General features: G+C 71.9%; 17 protein-coding genes and 2 riboswitches. Of the genes, 8 read left to right on the forward strand and 9 right to left on the reverse strand.

Features of this window, described 5'->3' with window-relative positions:
* Positions 1–41: 41 nt before the first annotated feature.
* The 3 genes from StrepF001_RS26930 to StrepF001_RS26940 are packed head-to-tail and all read right to left on the reverse strand — an operon-like array spanning position 42 to position 3,264.
* A complete protein-coding gene (locus StrepF001_RS26930) occupies positions 42–1,112 on the reverse strand; it encodes a prenyltransferase/squalene oxidase repeat-containing protein (protein ID WP_129800809.1) in 1,071 nt (356 codons plus the stop codon).
* Positions 1,109–1,843, reverse strand: coding sequence for a class I SAM-dependent methyltransferase (locus tag StrepF001_RS26935; RefSeq protein ID WP_129800810.1), 735 nt, complete (start codon positions 1,841–1,843; stop codon positions 1,109–1,111). The genes StrepF001_RS26930 and StrepF001_RS26935 overlap by 4 nt, the downstream gene beginning before the upstream one ends.
* On the reverse strand, positions 1,837–3,264 hold the full coding sequence (locus tag StrepF001_RS26940) for a glycosyltransferase family 4 protein (protein ID WP_129800811.1): 1,428 nt from the start codon (positions 3,262–3,264) through the stop codon (positions 1,837–1,839). The genes StrepF001_RS26935 and StrepF001_RS26940 overlap by 7 nt, the downstream gene beginning before the upstream one ends.
* A 221-nt stretch (positions 3,265–3,485) precedes the next feature.
* Here StrepF001_RS26940 and StrepF001_RS26945 point away from each other — a divergent pair, with 221 nt between their 5' ends.
* A complete protein-coding gene (locus StrepF001_RS26945) occupies positions 3,486–4,127 on the forward strand; it encodes a TetR family transcriptional regulator (protein WP_129800812.1) in 642 nt (213 codons plus the stop codon).
* 27 nt (positions 4,128–4,154) lie between these two features.
* A riboswitch (TPP riboswitch) is annotated at positions 4,155–4,330 on the reverse strand.
* A 79-nt stretch (positions 4,331–4,409) separates the two neighbouring features.
* Here StrepF001_RS26945 and StrepF001_RS26950 read toward each other — a convergent pair.
* Positions 4,410–4,643 (reverse strand): ferredoxin, encoded by a 234-nt coding sequence (locus StrepF001_RS26950; protein ID WP_129800813.1) that lies wholly within the window; start codon positions 4,641–4,643, stop codon positions 4,410–4,412.
* Between the two features lie 3 nt (positions 4,644–4,646).
* The gene (locus tag StrepF001_RS26955; protein ID WP_129800814.1) at positions 4,647–6,104 is read right to left on the reverse strand and encodes an aldehyde dehydrogenase; all 1,458 of its coding nucleotides are present in this window, start codon (positions 6,102–6,104) and stop codon (positions 4,647–4,649) included.
* Positions 6,105–6,293: 189 nt separating this feature from the next.
* Here StrepF001_RS26955 and StrepF001_RS26960 point away from each other — a divergent pair, with 189 nt between their 5' ends.
* The 7 genes from StrepF001_RS26960 (at position 6,294) to StrepF001_RS26990 (ending at position 14,006) form a co-directional block, all read left to right on the forward strand.
* Positions 6,294–7,316, forward strand: a complete 1,023-nt coding sequence (locus StrepF001_RS26960) for an MBL fold metallo-hydrolase (RefSeq protein WP_129800815.1) — start codon at positions 6,294–6,296, stop codon at positions 7,314–7,316.
* Positions 7,317–7,391: 75 nt separating this feature from the next.
* Positions 7,392–7,527, forward strand: a riboswitch (cobalamin riboswitch).
* Between the two features lie 110 nt (positions 7,528–7,637).
* Complete coding sequence (locus StrepF001_RS26965; protein WP_129800816.1) at positions 7,638–8,858, forward strand: prenyltransferase/squalene oxidase repeat-containing protein; 1,221 nt, start codon at positions 7,638–7,640, stop codon at positions 8,856–8,858.
* Positions 8,859–8,860: 2 nt separating this feature from the next.
* The gene (locus StrepF001_RS26970) at positions 8,861–9,502 is read left to right on the forward strand and encodes an SCO2322 family protein (RefSeq protein WP_129800817.1); all 642 of its coding nucleotides are present in this window, start codon (positions 8,861–8,863) and stop codon (positions 9,500–9,502) included.
* Positions 9,503–9,810: 308 nt separating this feature from the next.
* Complete coding sequence (locus StrepF001_RS26975; protein ID WP_240797695.1) at positions 9,811–10,743, forward strand: energy-coupling factor transporter transmembrane protein EcfT; 933 nt, start codon at positions 9,811–9,813, stop codon at positions 10,741–10,743.
* Positions 10,740–12,419 (forward strand): ABC transporter ATP-binding protein, encoded by a 1,680-nt coding sequence (locus StrepF001_RS26980; RefSeq protein WP_129800818.1) that lies wholly within the window; start codon positions 10,740–10,742, stop codon positions 12,417–12,419. Before StrepF001_RS26975 ends, StrepF001_RS26980 begins: the two co-directional genes overlap by 4 nt.
* Complete coding sequence (locus StrepF001_RS26985; protein WP_129800819.1) at positions 12,416–13,255, forward strand: ECF transporter S component; 840 nt, start codon at positions 12,416–12,418, stop codon at positions 13,253–13,255. The genes StrepF001_RS26980 and StrepF001_RS26985 overlap by 4 nt, the downstream gene beginning before the upstream one ends.
* 337 nt (positions 13,256–13,592) lie before the next feature.
* Positions 13,593–14,006, forward strand: a complete 414-nt coding sequence (locus tag StrepF001_RS26990; protein WP_129800820.1) for a transglycosylase SLT domain-containing protein — start codon at positions 13,593–13,595, stop codon at positions 14,004–14,006.
* Between the two features lie 78 nt (positions 14,007–14,084).
* On the opposite strand, the gene StrepF001_RS26995 is transcribed toward StrepF001_RS26990, so the two are convergent.
* The 4 genes from StrepF001_RS26995 to StrepF001_RS27010 all read right to left on the reverse strand — a co-directional run bounded on the left by StrepF001_RS26995 (position 14,085) and on the right by StrepF001_RS27010 (position 19,514).
* Positions 14,085–14,309: a hypothetical protein gene (locus tag StrepF001_RS26995; protein ID WP_129800821.1), complete on the reverse strand. Its 225-nt coding sequence runs from the start codon at positions 14,307–14,309 to the stop codon at positions 14,085–14,087.
* A gap of 299 nt (positions 14,310–14,608) precedes the next feature.
* Positions 14,609–15,151, reverse strand: a complete 543-nt coding sequence (locus StrepF001_RS27000; protein WP_129800822.1) for a WD40 repeat domain-containing protein — start codon at positions 15,149–15,151, stop codon at positions 14,609–14,611.
* 68 nt (positions 15,152–15,219) lie between these two features.
* Positions 15,220–19,152 carry an AAA family ATPase gene (locus StrepF001_RS27005; RefSeq protein ID WP_129800823.1) on the reverse strand — a complete coding sequence of 1,311 codons (3,933 nt, stop codon included), beginning with the start codon at positions 19,150–19,152 and terminating at the stop codon, positions 15,220–15,222.
* Positions 19,149–19,514 carry a hypothetical protein gene (locus StrepF001_RS27010; RefSeq protein ID WP_129800824.1) on the reverse strand — a complete coding sequence of 122 codons (366 nt, stop codon included), beginning with the start codon at positions 19,512–19,514 and terminating at the stop codon, positions 19,149–19,151. The genes StrepF001_RS27005 and StrepF001_RS27010 overlap by 4 nt, the downstream gene beginning before the upstream one ends.
* Between the last annotated feature and the right edge of the window lie 53 nt (positions 19,515–19,567).

The raw sequence follows: 19,567 nt of genomic DNA on the forward strand, positions 1-19,567 counted from the left end.
ACCCGCCACCCGGCAGAACCCACCGGCGCTGTCGGCCTCCCTCAGCCGCAGCAGTCCGGGTCCAACCCCGCCGGCAGGCGATCGCCGCCGAAGACCGCGCAGGTGGCCTCGTGCCCGCCCAGCGCGGCGACGGCGAGCAGCAGGGAGCCGGCCGTCCAGGTGGTGAGCTCGCGCGGCCAGATCGCGTCGTCGTCGAAGACGTAGCCCGTCCAGTACAGGCCGGTCTGCGGATCGCGCAGGTGCTGGATGGACTGCAGGATGTCCAGCGCGCGGTCGGACTCGCCCATCGCCCACAGGGCCAGGGCGAGTTCGGCCGATTCCCCACCGGTCACCCACGGGTTGGGGACGACACAGCGCACCCCGAGGCCGGGGACGACGAAGCGGTCCCAGCCCTCCTCCATACGGGACTTGGCCTCCGCGCCGGTCAGGGCGCCGCCCAGCACCGGGTAGTACCAGTCCATCGAGTAGCGGTCCTTGTCCAGGAACCGCTCCGGGTGCCGGCGTATCGCGTGCCGCAGCATGCCCACCGCCAACTCCCAGTCGGGCTGTGGCTCTTCACGCTGCTCAGCGATGGCGAGTGCGCAGCGCAGCGCGTGGTGGATCGAGGAGCTGCCGGTGAGCAGCGCGTCCGCGGTGGACGTGCCGTCGTCCTCGCGCTTCCAGCCGATCTGCCCGCCCGCCTGCTGGAGGGCCAGCACGAACTCGACCGCCGAGTACACCACCGGCCACATGCGGTCCAGGAAGGTGTCGTCGCCGGTCGACAGGTAGTGGTGCCAGACGCCTACGGCGACGTAGGCGACGAAGTTGGTCTCGCGGCCCCGGTCGGTGACGTCGTGCGGGTCGCCGTCGGCGTATGCCGCGTACCAGGAGCCGTCCTCGTTCTGGTGCGTCGCCAGCCACAGGTACGCCCGCTCGGCGGCCTCGTGCTCGCCCGCCGCGTCCAGCGCCATCGCGGCCTCGACGTGGTCCCACGGGTCGAGGTGGTGCCCGCGGAACCACGGGATCGCCCCGTCCTCGCGCTGCACGGCGAGGATGCCGGCGACGGTCGCGGCGGCCTGCTCGGAGGTAAGGACCCCGGGCAGGACGAGGTGTTCTGTCCGGGGAGTGGTCACTTGGCGTCCACCCGGGGCAGGTGCGGCTTGGTCGCGTACGCCACGAAGCTCTTGCCGATCAGCGGGTTGAGCGCCTGCTCGGCGACCCTGGTCGCGAGCGGTTTCTTCATGATGTCCCAGACCAGCAGCTTGTGGTACGCCCGCACCGGCAGCGCCTTGTCGTTGTCGACACCGAACGCGCACTTCAGCCACCAGTAGGGACTGTGCAGGGCGTGCGCGTGGTGCGTGCCGTACGGCTTGAGGCCGGCCTCGCGGATCTTCGCGAGCAGCTCGTCCGCCTTGTAGATGCGGATGTGGCCGCCCTCGACCTCGTGGTAGGCGTCGGACAGGGTCCAGCAGACCTTCTCGGGGCCGTAGCGGGGGACGGTGATCGCGATCCGCCCCCCGGGCTTGAGCACGCGGACCATCTCGGCGAGGACGCCCTTGTCGTCCGGGATGTGCTCCATCACCTCGGAGATGATCACGACGTCGAAGGACTCGTCCGGGAAGGGCAGCGCGAGGGCGTCGCCCTCCATCGCGGTCGCGGTGGCGCCCTCCGGGGCCTCCCCCGCCTCCTTCATCGCCGCGAACCACTTGGCGACCTCGCGGATCTCCTCACCGTTCTGGTCGAGCGCCACGACCTGCGCGCCGCGCCGGTAGCACTCGAACGCGTGCCGTCCGGCACCACAGCCGAGGTCCAGAACGCGGTCGCCCGGGGCGAGCGGGAACCGGGAGAAGTCGACGGTCAGCACGTGGCCCTGCTTTCGCGGTCGGATACAACGTCAACAACTTCTGCGGCCGCGGAGCGGCCGGGAACCGGGGTCGCGGAGCGGCTCGGTGCCAGGACCGCGGAGCGGCCGGGCTCCTGGCCGGCGGAGCCGGCGATGGCCTCCCGGTAGCGGGCCACCGTGCCCTCCGCGGCCCGCGCCCAGGTGAAGTGCCGCAGCACCCGCTCACGCCCCGCCGCGCCGAGGCGTGCCCGCAGGTCCGCCTCGCCCAGCAGCCGGCTCAGTCCGGCGGCCAGCGCCCCCGCGTCGCCGGGCGGCACCGCCAGGCAGGTCTCTCCGTCCCGTCCGGCGACCTCGGGAATCGCCCCGCCGGTCGTGGCGAGCAGCGGCGTCCCCGTGGCCATCGCCTCGGCGGCCGGCAGGGAGAAGCCCTCGTACAGCGACGGCACGCACGCCACCTGCGCCGAGCGGACCAGGCCGACGAGTTCGGCGTCGGAGATGCCCTTGACGAACTCGACGGCACCCTCGAGGCCGTACCGCTGGACGGCCTGCGCGACCGGCCCCTCCTCGGGCCGCTTGCCGACGACGACGAGATGGGCGTCGGGATGCTCGGTGCGGACCTTCGCCAGCGCCTCGACGAGGAAGACCAGGCCCTTCAGCGGGACATCGGCGCTGGACGTGGTGACGATCCGGCCCGGGATCTGCCGTACCGACGGATCCGGCGAGAACAGGTCCGTGTCCGCGCCGATGTGGACCACGTGGACACGGTCCTGCCGTACGCCGAGGTGGTCGACGATCTCCTGGCGGGACGTACCGGAGACGGTGAGGACCGACGGCAGGCGGCGCGCCACGCGCTTCTGCATGCGGGTGAAGGCGTACCAGCGGCGTACGGACAACCGCCGCTGCCAGCCCTGAGCCGCGTCGAGCTCCAACTGGCGGTCCACGGTGATGGGGTGATGGATCGTGGTGACGAGCGGGGCGCCCACCTCACCCAGCAGCCCGTATCCGAGCGTCTGGTTGTCGTGCACGACATCGAACTCGCCCCGCCGGGCGCGCAGATGACGGCGGGCGCGCAGCGAGAAGGTCAGCGGCTCCGGGAAGCCGCCGGTCCACATGGTCGCCACTTCGAGTGCGTCGATCCAGTCCCGGTACTCGTCGCGCTTCGGCGTGCGGAAGGGGTCGGGCTGGCGATAGAGATCGAGGCTGGGCAGCTCGGTGAGACGCAGTCCGTCGTACCCCTCGTCGAGGACGGGGTAGGGCTGGGCGCCGACGACCTCGACGCGGTGGCCGAGGCGGGCGAGTTCGCGGGAGAGGTGCCGGACGTAGACGCCCTGGCCGCCGCAGAACGGGTTTCCCTTGTAGGTGAGGAGTGCGATACGGAGCGGTCGCTCGCCGTCGGCGGCCAGGTCCCCGGGGGACTCCGCCTGACTGGCCTCAGCGGTCACTCTGGGCCCCCTTCTCACTGCACTGTCCCGCGAGATTACGCCGGGACGCTAATCTAGAACAAGTTTCAGACTTGATCGTTCAAGAGGCTCTGAATCTACCGGCAGGTAGGGCCGCCGTGAGCGGTGGATCAGGTGATTCACGCCACGACGGGCACGACCCGGCCGGGCCTGCCATGCTGACTGATTGCACGCCCTCACGGACTGTCACGGAAACGGGATCCATGCCTGCGGAAGCCAAGGTGGAAGCCAGGAGCGCGCGGTCCGCCGCGCCCGCGACCCCGCCCCTCACCGAGCGGCAGGAGGCGCGCCGGCGCCGCATCCTGCGGGCGAGCGCACAGCTGGCCAGCCGGGGCGGTTTCGACGCGGTGCAGATGCGCGAGGTCGCGGAGTCCTCGCAGGTGGCGCTGGGCACGCTGTACCGCTACTTCCCGTCGAAGGTGCATCTGCTGGTCGCCACGATGCAGGACCAGCTGGAGCACATGCACGGCACGCTGCGCAAGAAGCCGCCGTCGGGCGAGACGGCGGCCGAGCGGGTCGCGGAGACGCTGATGCGGGCCTTCCGCGCCCTGCAGCGCGAGCCGCATCTGGCCGATGCGATGGTCCGTGCGCTGACCTTCGCGGACCGCAGTGTGAGCCCCGAGGTGGACCAGGTCTCCCGCCAGACGACGGCGATCATCCTGGACGCCATGGGCCTGGCCGACCCGACCCCCGCGCAGCTCTCCGCCGTCCGCGTCATCGAGCACACCTGGCACTCGGCGCTGATCACCTGGCTCTCGGGCCGCGCCTCCATCGCCCAGGTGAAGATCGACATCGAGACGGTGTGCCGCCTGATCGACCTGACGGACCCGGACACCGGGGCATAGGCACACGAAGGACCGTAGACACACGAAAAACCTACGAGACGGGTTCCCTTCGCCGGTATTACCCGGATCAGGTAATGGGGGTCGCCGTCCGGCCCGACTACTGCCTTCCGGCCTCTCAGCCCGACCGTCGACGTCGGCCACGGCGGATGCCGAAGCATCTCGCCACAGTCGGCTACTCCGGTCGAACTCCCTCACTCGTCCCGTAGGCCACTACCAGGATATAACGCCCAACGCTATACGGAACCCCGCAAGGGGGACTTTTTTCAGCCCTCCGGTGGAACCTCAGCCCTCCGGCGGAAACACCGGCTCCCCGCTCCCCAGCAGCGTGATCATGATCGCTTCGACCGGGCAGCCTTCCGCCGCCGCCAGGACCTTCTCGTTGGCGTCGGTCTCCGGTTCGACGGGGTGGGACTGGCGGCCCGCGTCGAGGCGGAAGGAGCCGGGGGCGTGGTGGAGGCACTGGGCGGAGCCGATGCACAGGGCGCGGTCCACCTCGACCTGCCAGCGGTCGCCCATGGCCTACGCCTCCCAGCCGGCCGGCAGATGGATCATCTTGTGCTCCAGGTACTCGCCGTATCCCTCCGGGCCGAACTCCCGGCCCAGGCCCGAGTTCTTGTAGCCGCCGAACGGGCCGAGCATGTCGAGGCTGAAGGTGTTGACCGAATAGGTGCCGGTACGGACCCGGCGCGCGATGTCGATACCGTGCTCGACGTCGGCCGTCCAGACACTGCCGGACAGTCCGTAGTCGGAGTCGTTCGCGATCTTCACGGCGTCGGCCTCGTCGTCGTACGGGAGCAGGCAGATCACCGGGCCGAAGATCTCCTCGCGGGCGATCCGCATCGAGTTGTCGACGTCGCCGAAGAGGGTGGGTTCCACGTACCAGCCGCGCTCCAGGCCCGTCGGCCGTCCGCCGCCGGTGAGGATCTTCGCGCCCTCCTCCTGTCCGATGCGGATGTAGTCGAGGTTGCGCCGCTGCTGACGCCGGGCGACCAGCGGGCCCACCTGGGTGGCCGGGTCCAGCGGGTCGCCGACGACCAGTGCGCTCGCGGCGCTCGCGAAGGCGTCCGCGAACTCGTCGTAGCGGGAGCGGGGCAGCAGGATGCGCGTCTGGGCCACGCAGGCCTGCCCGTTGTTCATCCAGGCCGCCGGGACGATGCCCGCGACGGCCGTGCCGACGTCCGCGTCCGGCAGCACGACGGCCGCCGACTTGCCGCCCAGCTCCAGTGTCACGCGGGTGAGGTTGCGGGCGGCCACCTCCATCACCCGCTTCCCCGCGGCCACCGAGCCGGTGAAGGAGACCTTGTCGACACCCGGGTGCCCGACGAGGTACTCGCTGACCTCGCGGTCCGCAGGCAGGATCGACAGCACGCCCTCGGGCAGCCCGGCCTCCTTCGCGATCTCGCCGAGGAGGTAGGCGTCGAGGGGTGACTCGGGGGACGGCTTCAGCACCACCGTGCAGCCGGTGAGCAGCGCGGGCGCGAGCTTGGCGGCGGCGACGAACTGCGGGACGTTCCAGGGGACGACGGCCGCGACGACCCCGACGGGCTCGCGCCGCACGAGGATGCGCCCGAGGACGCCGTCGCGCGTCTCCTCGTATGTGTAGTTCCGGGCGACCGTGATCGCCGCATCCCAGACCATCATCGCGCCGAGCGCCTGGGCGAGGACGCTCCAGGAGTACGGCGATCCGTTCTCGGAGGAGATCACGCGGGCGAGCTCCTCGTGGCGGGCGGCGATCCCGTCCTTGATGCGCGTGACGACCTCGATCCGCTCGTCGAGGCTCATCCGCGGCCAGGGCCCCTCGTCGAATGCCTTCCGCGCCACCGCGACCGCCCGGTCCACGTCCGCCGGCGAGGCGTGCGGCACCCGCCCGATGACCTCTTCCGTGTGCGGCGAGATCACCTCGATGACGTCCTTGCCCAGGGGGTCGGTCAACTCCCCGCCGATGTACAGCTGTCCGTGTTCCACGAGCTCGGTCATGGGCGACTGCCTCCCCGGGAGCTGACTCTGACGGTTCATCAGATATCGGAACTGATACCAGTTCCATTCCGAGGAGTCCACAGGGCGGTCAGGCCCGCAGGCCGGAAGGGTCCGCACGGGAAGGTGACTTGGGCTCCCATCGAAACCCGTTCTAGTTATAGTGGCGAGAACGCGGCGACAGGGGAGCCCATGACACAGGTCAGCGACCACGGCGGAGGCGTCCGGTCTCTCCGGGTCCCCATCCCGGACAACCCCCTGGGCCACACGCTCGTGTACGTCGTCGACACCGACCGCGGTCCGGTACTGATCGACACGGGCTGGGACGACCCGGCGTCCTGGGACACCCTCGCCGAGGGGCTGACCCTGTGCGGTACCTCGCCGGACGAGATCCACGGCGTGGTCATCACCCACCACCACCCCGACCACCACGGACTGTCGGGCCGGGTACGGGAGACGTCCGGCGCCTGGATCGCGATGCACGCGGCGGACACCGCGATCGTCCGCCGCACCCGCGAGACCCAGCCCGGCCACTGGTTCGCCTACATGACAGCCAAGCTCACCGCGGCCGGCGCACCCGAGGAGCACGTGGCCCCCCTGCGCAGCGCCCGCCGCGCACCCTGCCGGCCTCTCCCCCGCCCTCCCCGACCGGAGATCGTCCCCGGCGAACTCCTCGACCTCCCCGGCCGCCGCCTGCGCGCGATCTGGACCCCCGGCCACACACCGGGCCACGTCTGCCTGCACCTGGAGGAGCAGCACCCCGCCCGCCTTCCGGGCCACGGCCGCCTGTTCTCCGGCGACCACCTGCTGCCCGGGATCACCCCGCACATCGGCCTGTACGAGGACCCGGACGACGCCACTGTGACCGACCCCCTCGGCGACTACCTCGACTCGCTGGAACGCGTCGGCCGCCTCGCCCCCGCCGAGGTCCTCCCGGCCCACCAGCACGCGTTCGCCGACGCACCGGCCCGCGTACGGGAGTTGCTCACCCACCACGAGGAGCGGCTCACCGGCCTGCTGAACCTCCTGACCGCCCCGCTCACTCCCTGGCAGCTCGCCGAGCGCATGGAGTGGAACCGCCCGTGGGACCAGATCCCGTACGGATCGAGGAACATCGCGGTCTCGGAGGCGGAGGCCCATCTGCGGCGGCTGGTGAAGCTGGGGCGGGCGGAGGCGGTGCCGGGGAGCGAGCCGGTGGCGTACGTCGCGGTGTGAACCCGGCCCGGATTCCGGGGCCGGCCTCCGGGGCTGTACGGAGCATCCACAGGCACCCCTCAACCCCTTCCGTACGGCCCGGTAGAGTGGCCGAGTCGTCATCACACCTGTATGGGGGGAAGCCGGTGCAATTCCGGCGCTGACCCGCAACCGTGAGCCGCTCCTGAAGGGCGGTGAGCCGGACTGCCCCGCACGGTCGTGACCGGCTCACGTGCACCGGCAACCGGCCGGTGTGCGGGCACCGTCGAGGCATACGGAGCCGAGCCGCCCGGGGTGTCCCGTGCTGCCCGGCTCCCAGCAGGGAAAGGCACCCCGCCGATCATGAACGTCCGCCGCAGTGCAGCGGTCCTGGCCGCCACCGCCGTGATCGGCGTCGCCGCGACCCCGGTCGCCCAGGCCGCCGACCCGTCCCCGTCGCCGTCGGTGGTCTTGCCCTCCGGCCTGTACGGCACGTCCGACCCGACCTACGACGGCGTCTGGCGGCAGTCGCTCGCCCTGCTCGCCCAGGACACCGTGGGCCTCGAGCCCACCGGGAAGGCCACGGACTGGCTGGCCCGGCAGCAGTGCGACAACGGCGGCTTCGCCGCCTTCCGGGCCGAGCCCGCCAAGGACTGCGACGCCAAGACCATGGTCGACACCAACAGCACGGCCGCCGCCGTCCAGGCCTTCGCCGCGGTCGGCGACTACGACGCCGCCACCGGCAAGGCGGTCGACTGGCTGAAGTCCGTGCAGAACGAGGACGGCGGCTGGGGCTACACCCCCGGCGGCCCCAGCGACGCCAACTCCACCGCCATCGTCATCGGTGCCCTCACCGCGGCGGGCGAGAAGCCGGACTCCGTCGTCAAGGACGGCAAGTCTCCCTACGACGCCCTGCTGAAGCTGGCCATCCCGTGCGACGCGAAGGACGGCGGCGCCTTCGCCTACCAGCCCGACAAGAAGGGCAAATTGGCGGCCAACGCGGATGCGACCGCGGCGGCCGTCCTGGGCGCGCTGGGCAAGGGCCTCGCGGCCGAGGCGGGCAAGAAGGCGGAGTCCACCTGCGCCGACGCCAAGACCCCCGAGCAGGCCGCCGCCAACGGCGCCGCCTACCTCACCAGGACCCTCGCCAAGGACGGCCACCTCACCTCCGCCCTCCCCGGCTCCGAGGACCAGCCCGACTACGGCAACACCGCCGACGCCGTGGTCGCGCTGGCCGCGCAGGGCGGCGCCGCCCAGGCCGCCAAGCCGCTGACCTGGCTGGAGCGGAACTCCGCCGACTGGGCCGAGCAGAGCGGCCCCGCCGCCTACGCCCAGCTGATCCTCGCCGCCCACGCGGCCGGCGCCGACCCGAAGGACTTCGGCGGCACCGACCTGGTGGCCCAGCTCAACGCGACCGGCCCGACCCCGCAGCTCCGGTCCGAGGACCGGGCCGTGGCGAAGGCCGAGGAGAAGGACGACGAGGACGAGGGCCTCACCTTCGGCGTGTGGTGGTACGTCGGTGTCTTCCTCGTCGTCGGCATCGGCATCGGCTTCCTGCTCAGCGGCCGCAACAAGAGGCGGTAGCCGTGAGGTTCCGCCGTATCGCCGCCCTGCTCCTGGCCGCGCTGTTCCTCCTGCTGAACACCGGCCAGGCGCAGGCCACCGGCTACCGCTACTGGTCGTTCTGGGAGCACGACGGCGACGCGTGGACGTACGCCACCCAGGGCCCGTCCACCGCCCGTCCCTCCGACGGCGACGTCCAGGGCTTCCGCTTCTCCGTCAGCGAGGACTCCCAGGACTCCGCCCAGCCCCGCAACACGGCCGGCTTCGCGAGCATCTGCGCGAAGACGCCCGCGCAGGAGGGCCGGAAGCGGGTGGCTCTCGTCATCGACTTCGGTACGCCCACGGACGCCCCGTCCGGCGAAACCCCACCGCCCACCCGCACGGCCTGCGCGGCTGTCGCCCCCGACGCGACGACAGCCGAGGCCCTGGCCACGGTCGCCAAACCCCTGCGCTACGACACCAACGCCCTGCTGTGCGCGATCGCGGGCTATCCGGAACGGGGGTGCGGGGAGCAGGTGAAGACGGAGGATGCGCCGACAGCATCCGAGAAGAAGGACACGGACGAGTCGGGGGGCCCGTCGCTCGGCGTATGGGCAGCCATCGCCGCGATAGCAACACTGGGCGCAGCAACGGGGTGGCAGGCGCGCCGACGTAGAAATGGCTGACCGCCACCGCAGCTGCGGGCAGTCGTGCCGCCGTAGCTGCGGGCAGTCGTGCCGCTGGGCGATGGGGTCCCCCCGCTCGAGCGAAGTCGAGAGTGGGGAGGGTGGCGCAGCGGCCGCAGCGCCGGCTCTGCACCCCACCCCCGCCCAGCCCCACGCCGGCACCGCAACAAGCAACGGTGCATCCAGGAGCGTGGTGGCTCTGGTCCCTCTCCCTCGGCACCGCAGCCCCCGCACCGCCAACCCCCTCCTCCTCACCCTCCTCATCACGGTCTCGGCCTACGTCGTGATCACCCGCCGCCCGAAACCCCTTGTCCCGTTCCTACGGCGCGTTCCTGAAACTGGCCCTGGCCGTCCTCCTCATCCGCCTGGTCTTCGCCGTAGCCCTCGGCTCCCCATCCCCGCACGCACACTCTCCTCACCCTCCCCGAAGTCCCCCTCCCCCACTGGCACAAGGCATCCGCCTGGGCGGCAGGGTGACCGCCGAGACCCTGGTCTTCGCCCTGTACGACGGCCTGAAGCTGGCCACACTCCTCATCTGCGTCGGCGCAGCAAACGCCCTCGCCAGCCCCTCCCGCCTGCTCAAGTCCCTCCCCGGCGCCCTGTACGAGACCGGCGTCGCAGTGGTCGTGGCCCTGACCTTCGCACCGAACCTCATCGCCGACGCCCAGCGCCTGCGCGCCGCCCGTCGGCTGCGCGGTCGCCCGGACCGAGGCGTACGCGGCCTGCTGCAGGTGGGACTGCCCGTCCTGGAGGGCGCCCTCGAACGCTCCGTCGCTCTCGCCGCCGCGATGGACGCCCGCGGCTACGGCCGTACCGCCCAGGTCCCGGCCGCCGTCCGCCGTACGACGGCCGCGCTCACCCTGACCGGCCTGGTCGGCGTGTGCGCGGGAACGTACGGACTGCTGACGGCGGAGGGCGGCACGTACGGCCTGCCCGTGCTGCTCGCCGGACTCGCCGCCGCGCTGGCCGGGTTGTGGCTCGGCGGCCGTCGTTCCCTGCGCACCCGCTACCGCCCCGACCGGTGGGACCTGCGCGCCGGTCTGGTCGCCGCGTCCGGCGCCGTCGTCGCCGCACTGCTCGCGCTCGCCGCCGCCTCGGACCCGGCGGCGATGCACCCGGGCGTGGTCCCCCTGGTCGCCCCGACGCTGCCCCTGTGGCCGGCGGCGGCCGTACTCCTCGGTCTGCTCCCGGCGTTCATCACGCCTCCTCCCGCCGGTCCCGTCCCCAAGGAGCCCTCATGATCCGCTTCGAGGACGTCTCCGTGACGTACGACGGGGCAGCCGAACCCACCGTCCGGGGCGTCGACTTCGAGGTCCCGGAGGGTGAACTCGTCCTGCTCGTCGGTCCATCGGGGGTCGGCAAGTCCACCGTTCTCGGCGCGGTGAGCGGGCTCGTCCCGCACTTCACCGGCGGCACCCTGCGGGGCAGGGTCACCGTGGCCGGCCGGGACACGCGTACGCACAAGCCGCGCGAACTCGCCGACGTCGTCGGCACCGTCGGCCAGGATCCGCTGTCCCACTTCGTGACGGACACCGTCGAGGACGAACTCGCCTACGGCATGGAGTCGTTGGGCCTCGCCCCGGACGTCATGCGCCGCCGCGTCGAGGAGACCCTGGACCTGCTGGGCCTCGCCGATCTGCGGGACCGCCCGATCGCCGCCCTCTCCGGCGGTCAGCAGCAGCGTGTCGCGATCGGCTCGGTCCTCACCCCGCATCCGAGTGTGCTGGTCCTGGACGAGCCGACCTCCGCGCTCGACCCGGCCGCCGCCGAAGAGGTCCTCGCCGTGCTCCAGCGGCTCGTCCACGACCTGGGGACGACGGTCCTGATGGCCGAGCACCGCCTGGAACGGGTCGTCCAGTACGCCGACCAGGTCGTCCTGCTGCCCGCGCCGGGCGCCGCCCCGCTGCTGGGCACCCCGGCCGAGGTGATGGCCGTGTCGCCGGTGTACCCGCCGGTCGTCGACCTGGGCCGGCTCGCGGGCTGGTCCCCGCTGCCGCTGACCGTCCGCGACGCCCGCCGCCGGGCGGCCGACCTGCGCGCACGCCTCGACGGCCGGGAACCCGACGGCACGCCCGCCCCGCCCCCTCCGTCGAGCGCGACGCGCAGACCCCCCGCCCCCCGCCGGCTGTTCCGCAAGCGCAGCACACCCGACACCCCACCCACCCCTCACCTCGCCAACGTGCGCTCCCTCGCCGTCCGCCGGGGCCGCATCCCCGCCCTGCGCCACGTCGACCTCGCCGTCTCCCCCGGCGAGACCATCGCCCTGATGGGCCGCAACGGCGCCGGAAAGTCCACCCTCCTCTCCGCCCTGGTCGGCCTCGTCGAACCGGCGGCCGGCACGGTCCGCGTCGGCGGCGCGACCCCGCACCGCACCGCGCCCCCCGATCTCGTACGCCGCGTCGGCCTCGTACCGCAGGAACCACGGGACCTCCTCTACGCCGATACCGTCGCCGCCGAGTGCACGGCGGCCGACGCCGGCGCGGGCGCCGCACCCGGCACCTGCCGGGCCCTGGTCTCGGACCTCCTCCCCGGCATCACGGACGACACCCACCCCCGCGACCTCTCCGAGGGCCAGCGCCTGACCCTCGCCCTGGCCGTCGTACTGACCGCCCGCCCTCCGCTGCTCCTCCTGGACGAGCCGACCCGTGGCCTGGACTACGCGGCGAAGGCCCGCCTGGTCGCCGTCCTGCGCGAGCTGGCCGCCGACGGGCACGCCATCGTGCTGGCCACGCACGACGTCGAACTGGCCGCCGAGCTCGCCCACCGGGTGGTCCTGCTGGCCGAGGGCGAGGTGATCGCCGACGGCCCGACGGCCGACGTGGTCGTCTCCTCCCCCTCCTTCGCACCACAGGTCACCAAGATCCTGGCGCCGCAGAAATGGCTCACGGTCACCCAGGTCCGCGAGGCACTGACATGACGGCCCCGTACTCCTCCCACATCCGCCAGGCCCGAGCCGTCCGTCTCGGCCCCCGCTCCCTCGCCGCCCTCGCCCTGGTCAGCGCGGTGGGCGGAGCCGCCTTCTTCTGGCCCTTCCTCGCCCCGCCGACCTCACAGATCGCGGCGCACGCGCAGGACGCCCCTTGGCTCTTCGCGGCCCTGCTGGTGCTGCTGGTCGCGGTGGTGGCGGCGACGATCTCCGAGTCGGGGCTCGGCCCGAAGGCCGTGGCCATGCTCGGGGTGCTGGCCGCGACGGGTGCGGCGCTGCGGCCGATCGGTGCGGGGACGGCGGGCATCGAGCCGATGTTCTTCCTGATGGTGCTGAGCGGCCGGGTTCTGGGCCCGGGCTTCGGTTTTGTGCTCGGCGCGGTGACGATGTTCGCGTCCGCGCTGCTCACGGGCGGGGTGGGCCCGTGGATGCCGTTCCAGATGCTGGCGATGGGCTGGTTCACGATGGGCGCGGGCCTGCTGCCGGGCCCGGACCGCCTGCGCGGCCGACCCGAACTGCTCCTGCTGGCCGCCTATGGCTTTCTCGCCGCCTTCGCCTACGGCACGATCATGAACCTCGCGGGCTGGCCCTTCATGAGCGCCCTCGCCTCGAACGTGGCCTTCGACCCGGACGCGACGGTCCCCGCCAACCTGGCCCGCTTCCTGGCCTACTGCCTGGCCACCTCGCTCGGCTGGGACCTCGGCCGAGCAGTCGTCACCGTCGTCCTGACCCTGTTCCTCGGTCCGGCGGTCCTCAAGGCACTGCGCCGCGCCACACGCCGGGCCGCGTTCGAGACGCCGGTCACATTCGACGCACCCGCTGAGTGAACGACGACGAACCCACCGTCACTCAGCGGGTGAAGCACCCCACATGACCCAGATCACCTACTACCCTATTTAGTCGGGCAAATCGGACGCCATGACCATGTCATAATCCCCCCTGACCTGCACATTGAGAGCCACGTCACACAAAAGACCTTCACCCCAGATGCGACCACAACTAGTAAAAGGGGTCATTGCGGACCCCTTCCTGGCCTGCTTCTCTGGATGACGTCGCACGGCGCCGACGAGCCCACAGGGCCGCGGCGCCAACGCATGCCCCCGCCGCGCACCGCGTGGTTCCGGCATGCCGCGACCGCTCCGTCCCCGACGAAAAAGGTTCAACGTGTCCGTCTCCTTCCTCCGCCGCATCGCCGCCCCCAAGAAGGCCCTCACCGGCGTCGCCGTCGCCGCCGCCACCGCTGGAATGGCTCTGTCCGCCACCCCGGCCCAGGCTGCGACCACTGCTTCCCCCACCCAGGCCAAGGCGATCGCGAAGCAGATGGTCCCCGCCGAGCACTTCAACGCGTTCAGCAAGATCATCGAGCACGAGAGCGGCTGGGACGTCGACGCCACGAACCCGTCCTCCGGCGCCTACGGCCTGGTCCAGGCCCTGCCGGGCTCGAAGATGGCCGCCGCCGGCGCGGACTGGAAGACCAACGCCAAGACCCAGATCAAGTGGGGTCTGGACTACATGAACTCCCGCTACGGCAGCCCGACCGGCGCCTGGAGCTTCTGGCAGGCCAACGGCTGGTACTGATCAGCCCCAGCAGCACCCAAGAACGAGGCGGCGGCCCCCGATCCCCGGGGCCGCCGCCTTCGGCATTCCTCCACGCCGTCAATCCACTGGATACCTGCTCATGTCCCGCCGCTCCGGGAAATCGAAGTTGGCATCCAGGTACTCCTCCAGGTCATGGACAAGGAGGAGCTCGCATTTCGAGAGCCCGTCGAGTCGGCGAAAGACGTATCGAGCAAGCTCTTCGGAGTTCCCCCAATCCGGGCATTCCCCTGCCGCATCCGCCTCGACGTCCAGCGGCGAGGCATAAATTTCGAAATCTTCCATGCGTCGCTCCACCTCTGCGCCCCACCGACCTGCACACCACACATCTGGTCGCGCCAGCGTCGCATGCGACCCGGAGGCGCTGATCCTGCCGCCGCCGATCGACACGACCCACACCCGCCCGGCCTGTTACAGCGGCGTCGGCTTCACTCCGGACCCGCAAGCGGCGGCCGAGCGCGGCGAAGTGGTCCTCGTGGATCTGGGACGCCCGTACGGAGGGGGGTGAAGGAAGGCGAGTCGAGGCTGGTCGAGGCCGGCGGCTCGCCGGAGCCGGTGAAGGACCGGACTCCGGGCTGACGTCTTCAGCCGGAAGGGCATGACGGGTGGAACGGGACGTCGGGGGCGTGCACCTGCCACTCCCAGTCCTCGAGGCCGCCACCGGTGATACGGCAGGCCATGCCGATGGTGTCCGCGGCGATCTTCGGGTAGTCCCCCAGGTCCCACAGGTACGCGATGCCGCCGCTGGAGGTGACCAGCGTCTGTCCGTCCGGGCCGAAGAGCACGTCGTCCACCGTGTCCGGGTGCCTGGCGAGTTGGCCCGCCAAGTGCGGTTTCGTGCGGTCGGCCACGCTCCACAACCAGGTGGTTCCGTCCTCGCCTGCGGCTGCGACCAGGTTTCCTTCGGGGTGGAAGGCCACGCGATTGAACCCGACCTCCTTCTCGTCCTCACGGCCCACGCTGCTCATGTGTCGAGGGTGGCGGGGGTCGCTGACGTCGAAGAGGACCAGGGCTGCCTCTTCGAGGCCGTACATGACCGGGTCCGCGACCGCCACGAGGGTGCCGTTCGGGCTGAACGCCGTAGTGCCGGTGAGGCCGATCCGCGGATGCTGCGGGGAGGGCAGCATGACGAAACCCTTGTCGCCGGCCGACAGGTCCCACAGGCTGACGCCTGGGGAGACGTCGCCCGGCGATGTCAGCAGACGGCTGCCGTCGGGGCTGAACGAGACATCGGCGTAGGGGGGGGCTCGGGGAAGTGAGCGGTCCTGGTCGGCCGGGCGGGGTCCGCGATGTTCCAGAGGCCGAGATCCTCGCCGTGAACCGCGAGGAGCGGCGCGTCGGGCGCGAAGGCGAGGGCCATCCCGTTCGACTGCTCCGTGGTGATCCTGCCGGCGACGCGCGGACGGTTCCGGTCGGACACGTTCCAAAGCACGACCGTCCCGTTGATGTGGGCGCTCGCCAGCAGTGTCCCGTCCGCGCTCAGGGCTATGGCGTCGACGAGGCTCTTGGTGTCGAGCAACACGGACTTCACCTTGGGGCGGGTGGGCTTGGACACGTCCCACAGGCTTGTGCCGGTACCTCCGCTGATGGCCAGCGTCCTGCCGTCGGGCGTCAGCGCCACCCGTGCCGAGGATCCGCCGCCCGGTACCTTCCCCACGACACGGACCTGCTGAGTGCTTCCCAGGTTCCAGTGGATGACCTCGGACGAATCCTCGTAGGTATTCACCGAGACCAAGGTGCGGCCGTCAGTTCCGAACCCCAGGGCGCGGATGTTCACGCCGTTGTTGATCTTCCCCTGTGCGGTCGCATGCCCCACCAGGCGGTCCTGCTGCTTGGGGGCACGCCGGTCGCTCAGGTCCCACACGGCTACGACTCCGTCCTCGCCGGCGGTGGCCAGTCGGCGGCCGTCCCGGGAGAAGGCGAAGCCCTCCACGTCGTCGGCGTGGACCGGCCATTCGACCACCTCCTCCGGGGCCGTCGGCTCGGCGATGTCGATCAGCTTCGCGGCTCGGCCGTCGATCGTGGCCAGGAGCCTGCCGTCCGGGCTGAAGGCCACGTCACCATCGGACCCGGTCACCATGTCGCCGCGTCGGGGCCGACGCGGGTCCGAGACGTCCCAGGTGCGCACGCCGGAGGTCGCGAAGGCGTTCCCCACATCGAGGAATCCGCGGGCCCGGAGTCCGTCCCCGGCGGCGGCGAGCGTACGGCCGCCAGGGGCGAACGCCAGGCCGTCCGTCTCGTACATGCCCTTCGTGACCGAGGCGCGCCGAGGGCGCCGCGGGTCGGAGACGTCCCACAGGACGAGTGCGCCGCCCTCCTCCGCCGCAACGTTCTCGTCCTCGTCCCACCAGCCGGTCGCGGCCAGCTTCGTGCCGTCATCGCTGAGGGCGAGGGTCTCCAGTGAGCCCGGCAGACCGTCGACGTGCAGCGTGGTCAGGTGTCGCGGCTCCGTGCCGGTGCGCAGGCCCGTGAGGTCCCAGAGGGAGAGGGTGTCTTCCTTGCAGCGGGCGGCGAGGATCCTGCCGTCCGGGCCGCCGAAGGACACGTCCTGGGCAGAGGAGGGCTCGCAGTCCAGCCGGGCCAGCGGGGTGCGGCGGGCGGACCCGCGGCCGACGTCCCACAGCGTCATACCGTCCTCGCCGTCCACCGTTGCCAGCGTCCGCCCGTCGGGGCCGAGCACGGTTTCATAGGCGTCCGTCGGCAGCACGGTGCCGCCCCGGAACGGGCTCCCCGCCAGCGTCTCGAAGAGCACCCGCCGGGACTCACCGGTCGGACGCAGCGCATGCGCGGCCAGTCCCAGGTCCAGCGACGTGCGCGGATCGGTCCCGCGCAGGTTCTCCGCCTCGGCCAGCAGCGCCCGGTACGTGGCCAACTCCCGTTGTTTCTGGGCGCTCCTGCGCTGCTCCTGCGCCTTCTCCTCCTGGCGTATCGCCACCACGGCCGACCCGATCGCCACCACCAGGCCGATCACCAGCGCCACGACCGCCGTCTTCAGCACCGTGACCCGCCGCCGCTCGCGTCGGCGCGCGCTCTCGGCGGCCTCCTCGCTCGCGGTCAGGAACTCCGACTCCCGCTCCGGCAGCGGACCGTGGCCGCCGGGATCCCGTAGCTCCAGCGCGGCTTGCAGCCGGCTGCCCGTGAGCAGGAACGCGGCGTCCCGGTCGGCGGCGCGCCAGTCGCCGGCGGCCGTGCGCAGCTGTTGCCGCCGCAGCAGCGTGGCGGCGTCCTCCTCGATCCAGTCGTGCAGCCGGGGCCAGGCGCGCAGCAGTGCCTCGTGGGCGATCTGCGCGGTGTCCTGGCCCACGGTGATCAGCCTGTCCTCGGCCAGCCGGTCGCGGATCTTCCGCGCGGCGGGAGGAAGGCCGTCCAGCAACGAGTCGAGCGGGACCGGACGCCGGATCCCCGCCCGGGCGCCGGTGCCGTCCGGAGGCAGGTGCACCATCCGCAGCAGCAGGTCCCGCAGGGCCCCTCGGCCATCGTCGTCCAGCGACTCGTGCAGGGCTTCGCCGGTCTTGGCCACCGACTGCCAGATGCCCCCCGTGGCCTGGTATCCGGTGAGGGTGAGCCGAGTACCGCTGCGCTCCCGCCAGGTTTCGCGCAGGGCGTGGGCCAGGAAGGGCAGCGCGCCCGTTTCGTCGTCGCCGAGGCGGCCCTCGTTCAGGTCGTGCAGAAGCCGGTCGGTCAGTCCGCGTTCCAGGCCGAGCCCGACCGCGGCGGCGGGTTCCTCGACGGCGGCTCGCAGGTCCCGCTCCCGCATCGGCGGTACGTTCACCTGGCCGTGTTCGAGGGCGCTCTCCAGTTCCGGGTGGGCCAGGCAACTGCCGTAGTGGTCGGCGCGCAGTCCGAGCACGACCCGGGGGCGGGCGGCGCCGGCGTCAGCCGTCAGCACCGCGACGAACGCGTCGCGTTCCGCGATGTCCTGGCAGTGCGTGAACAGTTCCTCGAACTGGTCGACGACCAGTAATCGGCACGGCTCGCGGCCTGCCCGCGGCGGCGGGAAGCGGCCTGCCTCCAGTGCCGTGCGTACCTCGTGCGTCTCGCGCCCCGTGGCGTCGGCCCATGCCTCGGACAGCGCGTCCATCGGGTGGGCTCCGGGCGTCGGGAGCAGCAGCGCGGGCCAGAGGTCCTCGCCGCCGTCGGCCGCGTGGCGGCGTTCGAGGCTCGCGAGCAGCCCCGCCCGCAGCAAGGAGGACTTGCCCGCTCCCGAGGCACCGACCACCACGACCGGCTCACCCGGTTCGCTCCCGGGCCGTGCGACAGCCGTCAGCAGCTGTTCCACCAGGTCGTCACGGCCGAAGAAGTGGCCGCTGTCCTCTGCCCGGAACGGTGCCAGACCCGGGTAGGGGCAGGGCACGTCGGCGGGCGGCTCGACGGCGTCACCGCCCGGGACTCGGTAGGCGCGGTTGCGGGCGATGACCAGTCCGCCCAGCGTCCCCTCGCTCTGCCGGGCCGGGCGGACGCGCGTGTCGTCGGCGAACTCCCGGTCCAGCGCCGTGTGAAGGCGGTCCGCGGTCAGCCACGGCGGCCCTGCGGGGTCACCTTCGGTGAGCAGGCGCAGCAGTCGCCCGCTGAACAGGGTGTGCCGCTCGCCCTCGGGCGCGAAGGACAGCTCGAAGTTCGAGGCCGAGCTGAGCAGGAAGCTGCCCCGCGGCAGGGCGGAGACGAACGGCTGCCGCATGCCGCCGTCCGACCGTGGCACCTTGCCCCGTCCGGAGAAGCAGCAGTCGAGGACGACCAGGCTGCCCCCTCCCACCTCCCCCAGCAGATCGCGCAGGGTCCGGTACGGGACGGCGTGCGCGATGTTCCGGGCGGAGCTGCTGGAGCGAGTGGCCAGGTACAGCTCGTCGCCGGGGCCGAGCAGGCCGTGTCCGACGTAGTAGAGCAGCAGCGGCCCTGCCGCCTGCGCGGCGGCTTCCTCGACTGCGGCCACCACCTCGGCGGCGTCCGCACCGCCCGGGACCCGCGTCACGCGCTCGGGCTCCATGCCGCAGACCTCGTGCAGCGCCTTCTGCAGATCGTCCAGCGTGGCATCCACGGCGGGCAGGTCGGAGAGCTTCGATCCGGGGACGTGCCTGCCCGTGCCGATCAGCACCGCGCAGGCACCGGAAGTCGCCAGGTGGCCGGTCACGCCGGTGGGTCTTCCTCCGGCGGCCGCGCAAGCCGTTCCGCCAACTCGGCGAGTTCCTGCGGACTGAGGTTGCGGGTCTGCCGAGTCGTGATCTCGATCGTGCTTCCGTCGGAGCGGGTGACGGTGATGGTGTGATTGCTGCGGCGGCTCTGCACCCAGGCGACGGTGGCCCCGGCGAAGACCGCAGCAACTCCACCTGGTTCCAGCAGGGCGATCAGCGCGTCGGTCGCCGGTCCCATGGCGCCGGACCGCGGTGTCGCGGGCTCGTCCCGATGGATCCGGCCGCGCAGCTCCGGCGCGTCCAGCAACCAGCCCCGCAGTTCCTCGGCCCCGTCCGGCCACACCGTGATGACGGTACGCATGTGCCCCCGTGCGCTCGTCGTCTTCCCACCGCGATCCGCGGTTCCTGGCGATG

This window comes from Streptomyces sp. F001 (assembly GCF_004187715.1).
Taxonomy (GTDB): domain Bacteria; phylum Actinomycetota; class Actinomycetes; order Streptomycetales; family Streptomycetaceae; genus Streptomyces; species Streptomyces flavusporus.

Coding starts and splice junctions, on each gene's coding strand:
- StrepF001_RS26945 (WP_129800812.1), top strand. CDS start 3,486: ATGCCTGCGGAAGCCAAGGTGGAAGCCAGGAGCGCGCGGTCCGCCGCG.
- StrepF001_RS26950 (WP_129800813.1), bottom strand. CDS start 4,643: ATGGGCGACCGCTGGCAGGTCGAGGTGGACCGCGCCCTGTGCATCGGC.
- StrepF001_RS26955 (WP_129800814.1), bottom strand. CDS start 6,104: ATGACCGAGCTCGTGGAACACGGACAGCTGTACATCGGCGGGGAGTTG.
- StrepF001_RS26960 (WP_129800815.1), top strand. CDS start 6,294: ATGACACAGGTCAGCGACCACGGCGGAGGCGTCCGGTCTCTCCGGGTC.
- StrepF001_RS26965 (WP_129800816.1), top strand. CDS start 7,638: ATGAACGTCCGCCGCAGTGCAGCGGTCCTGGCCGCCACCGCCGTGATC.
- StrepF001_RS26980 (WP_129800818.1), top strand. CDS start 10,740: ATGATCCGCTTCGAGGACGTCTCCGTGACGTACGACGGGGCAGCCGAA.
- StrepF001_RS26985 (WP_129800819.1), top strand. CDS start 12,416: ATGACGGCCCCGTACTCCTCCCACATCCGCCAGGCCCGAGCCGTCCGT.
- StrepF001_RS26995 (WP_129800821.1), bottom strand. CDS start 14,309: ATGGAAGATTTCGAAATTTATGCCTCGCCGCTGGACGTCGAGGCGGAT.
- StrepF001_RS27000 (WP_129800822.1), bottom strand. CDS start 15,151: ATGCTGCCCTCCCCGCAGCATCCGCGGATCGGCCTCACCGGCACTACG.
- StrepF001_RS27010 (WP_129800824.1), bottom strand. CDS start 19,514: ATGCGTACCGTCATCACGGTGTGGCCGGACGGGGCCGAGGAACTGCGG.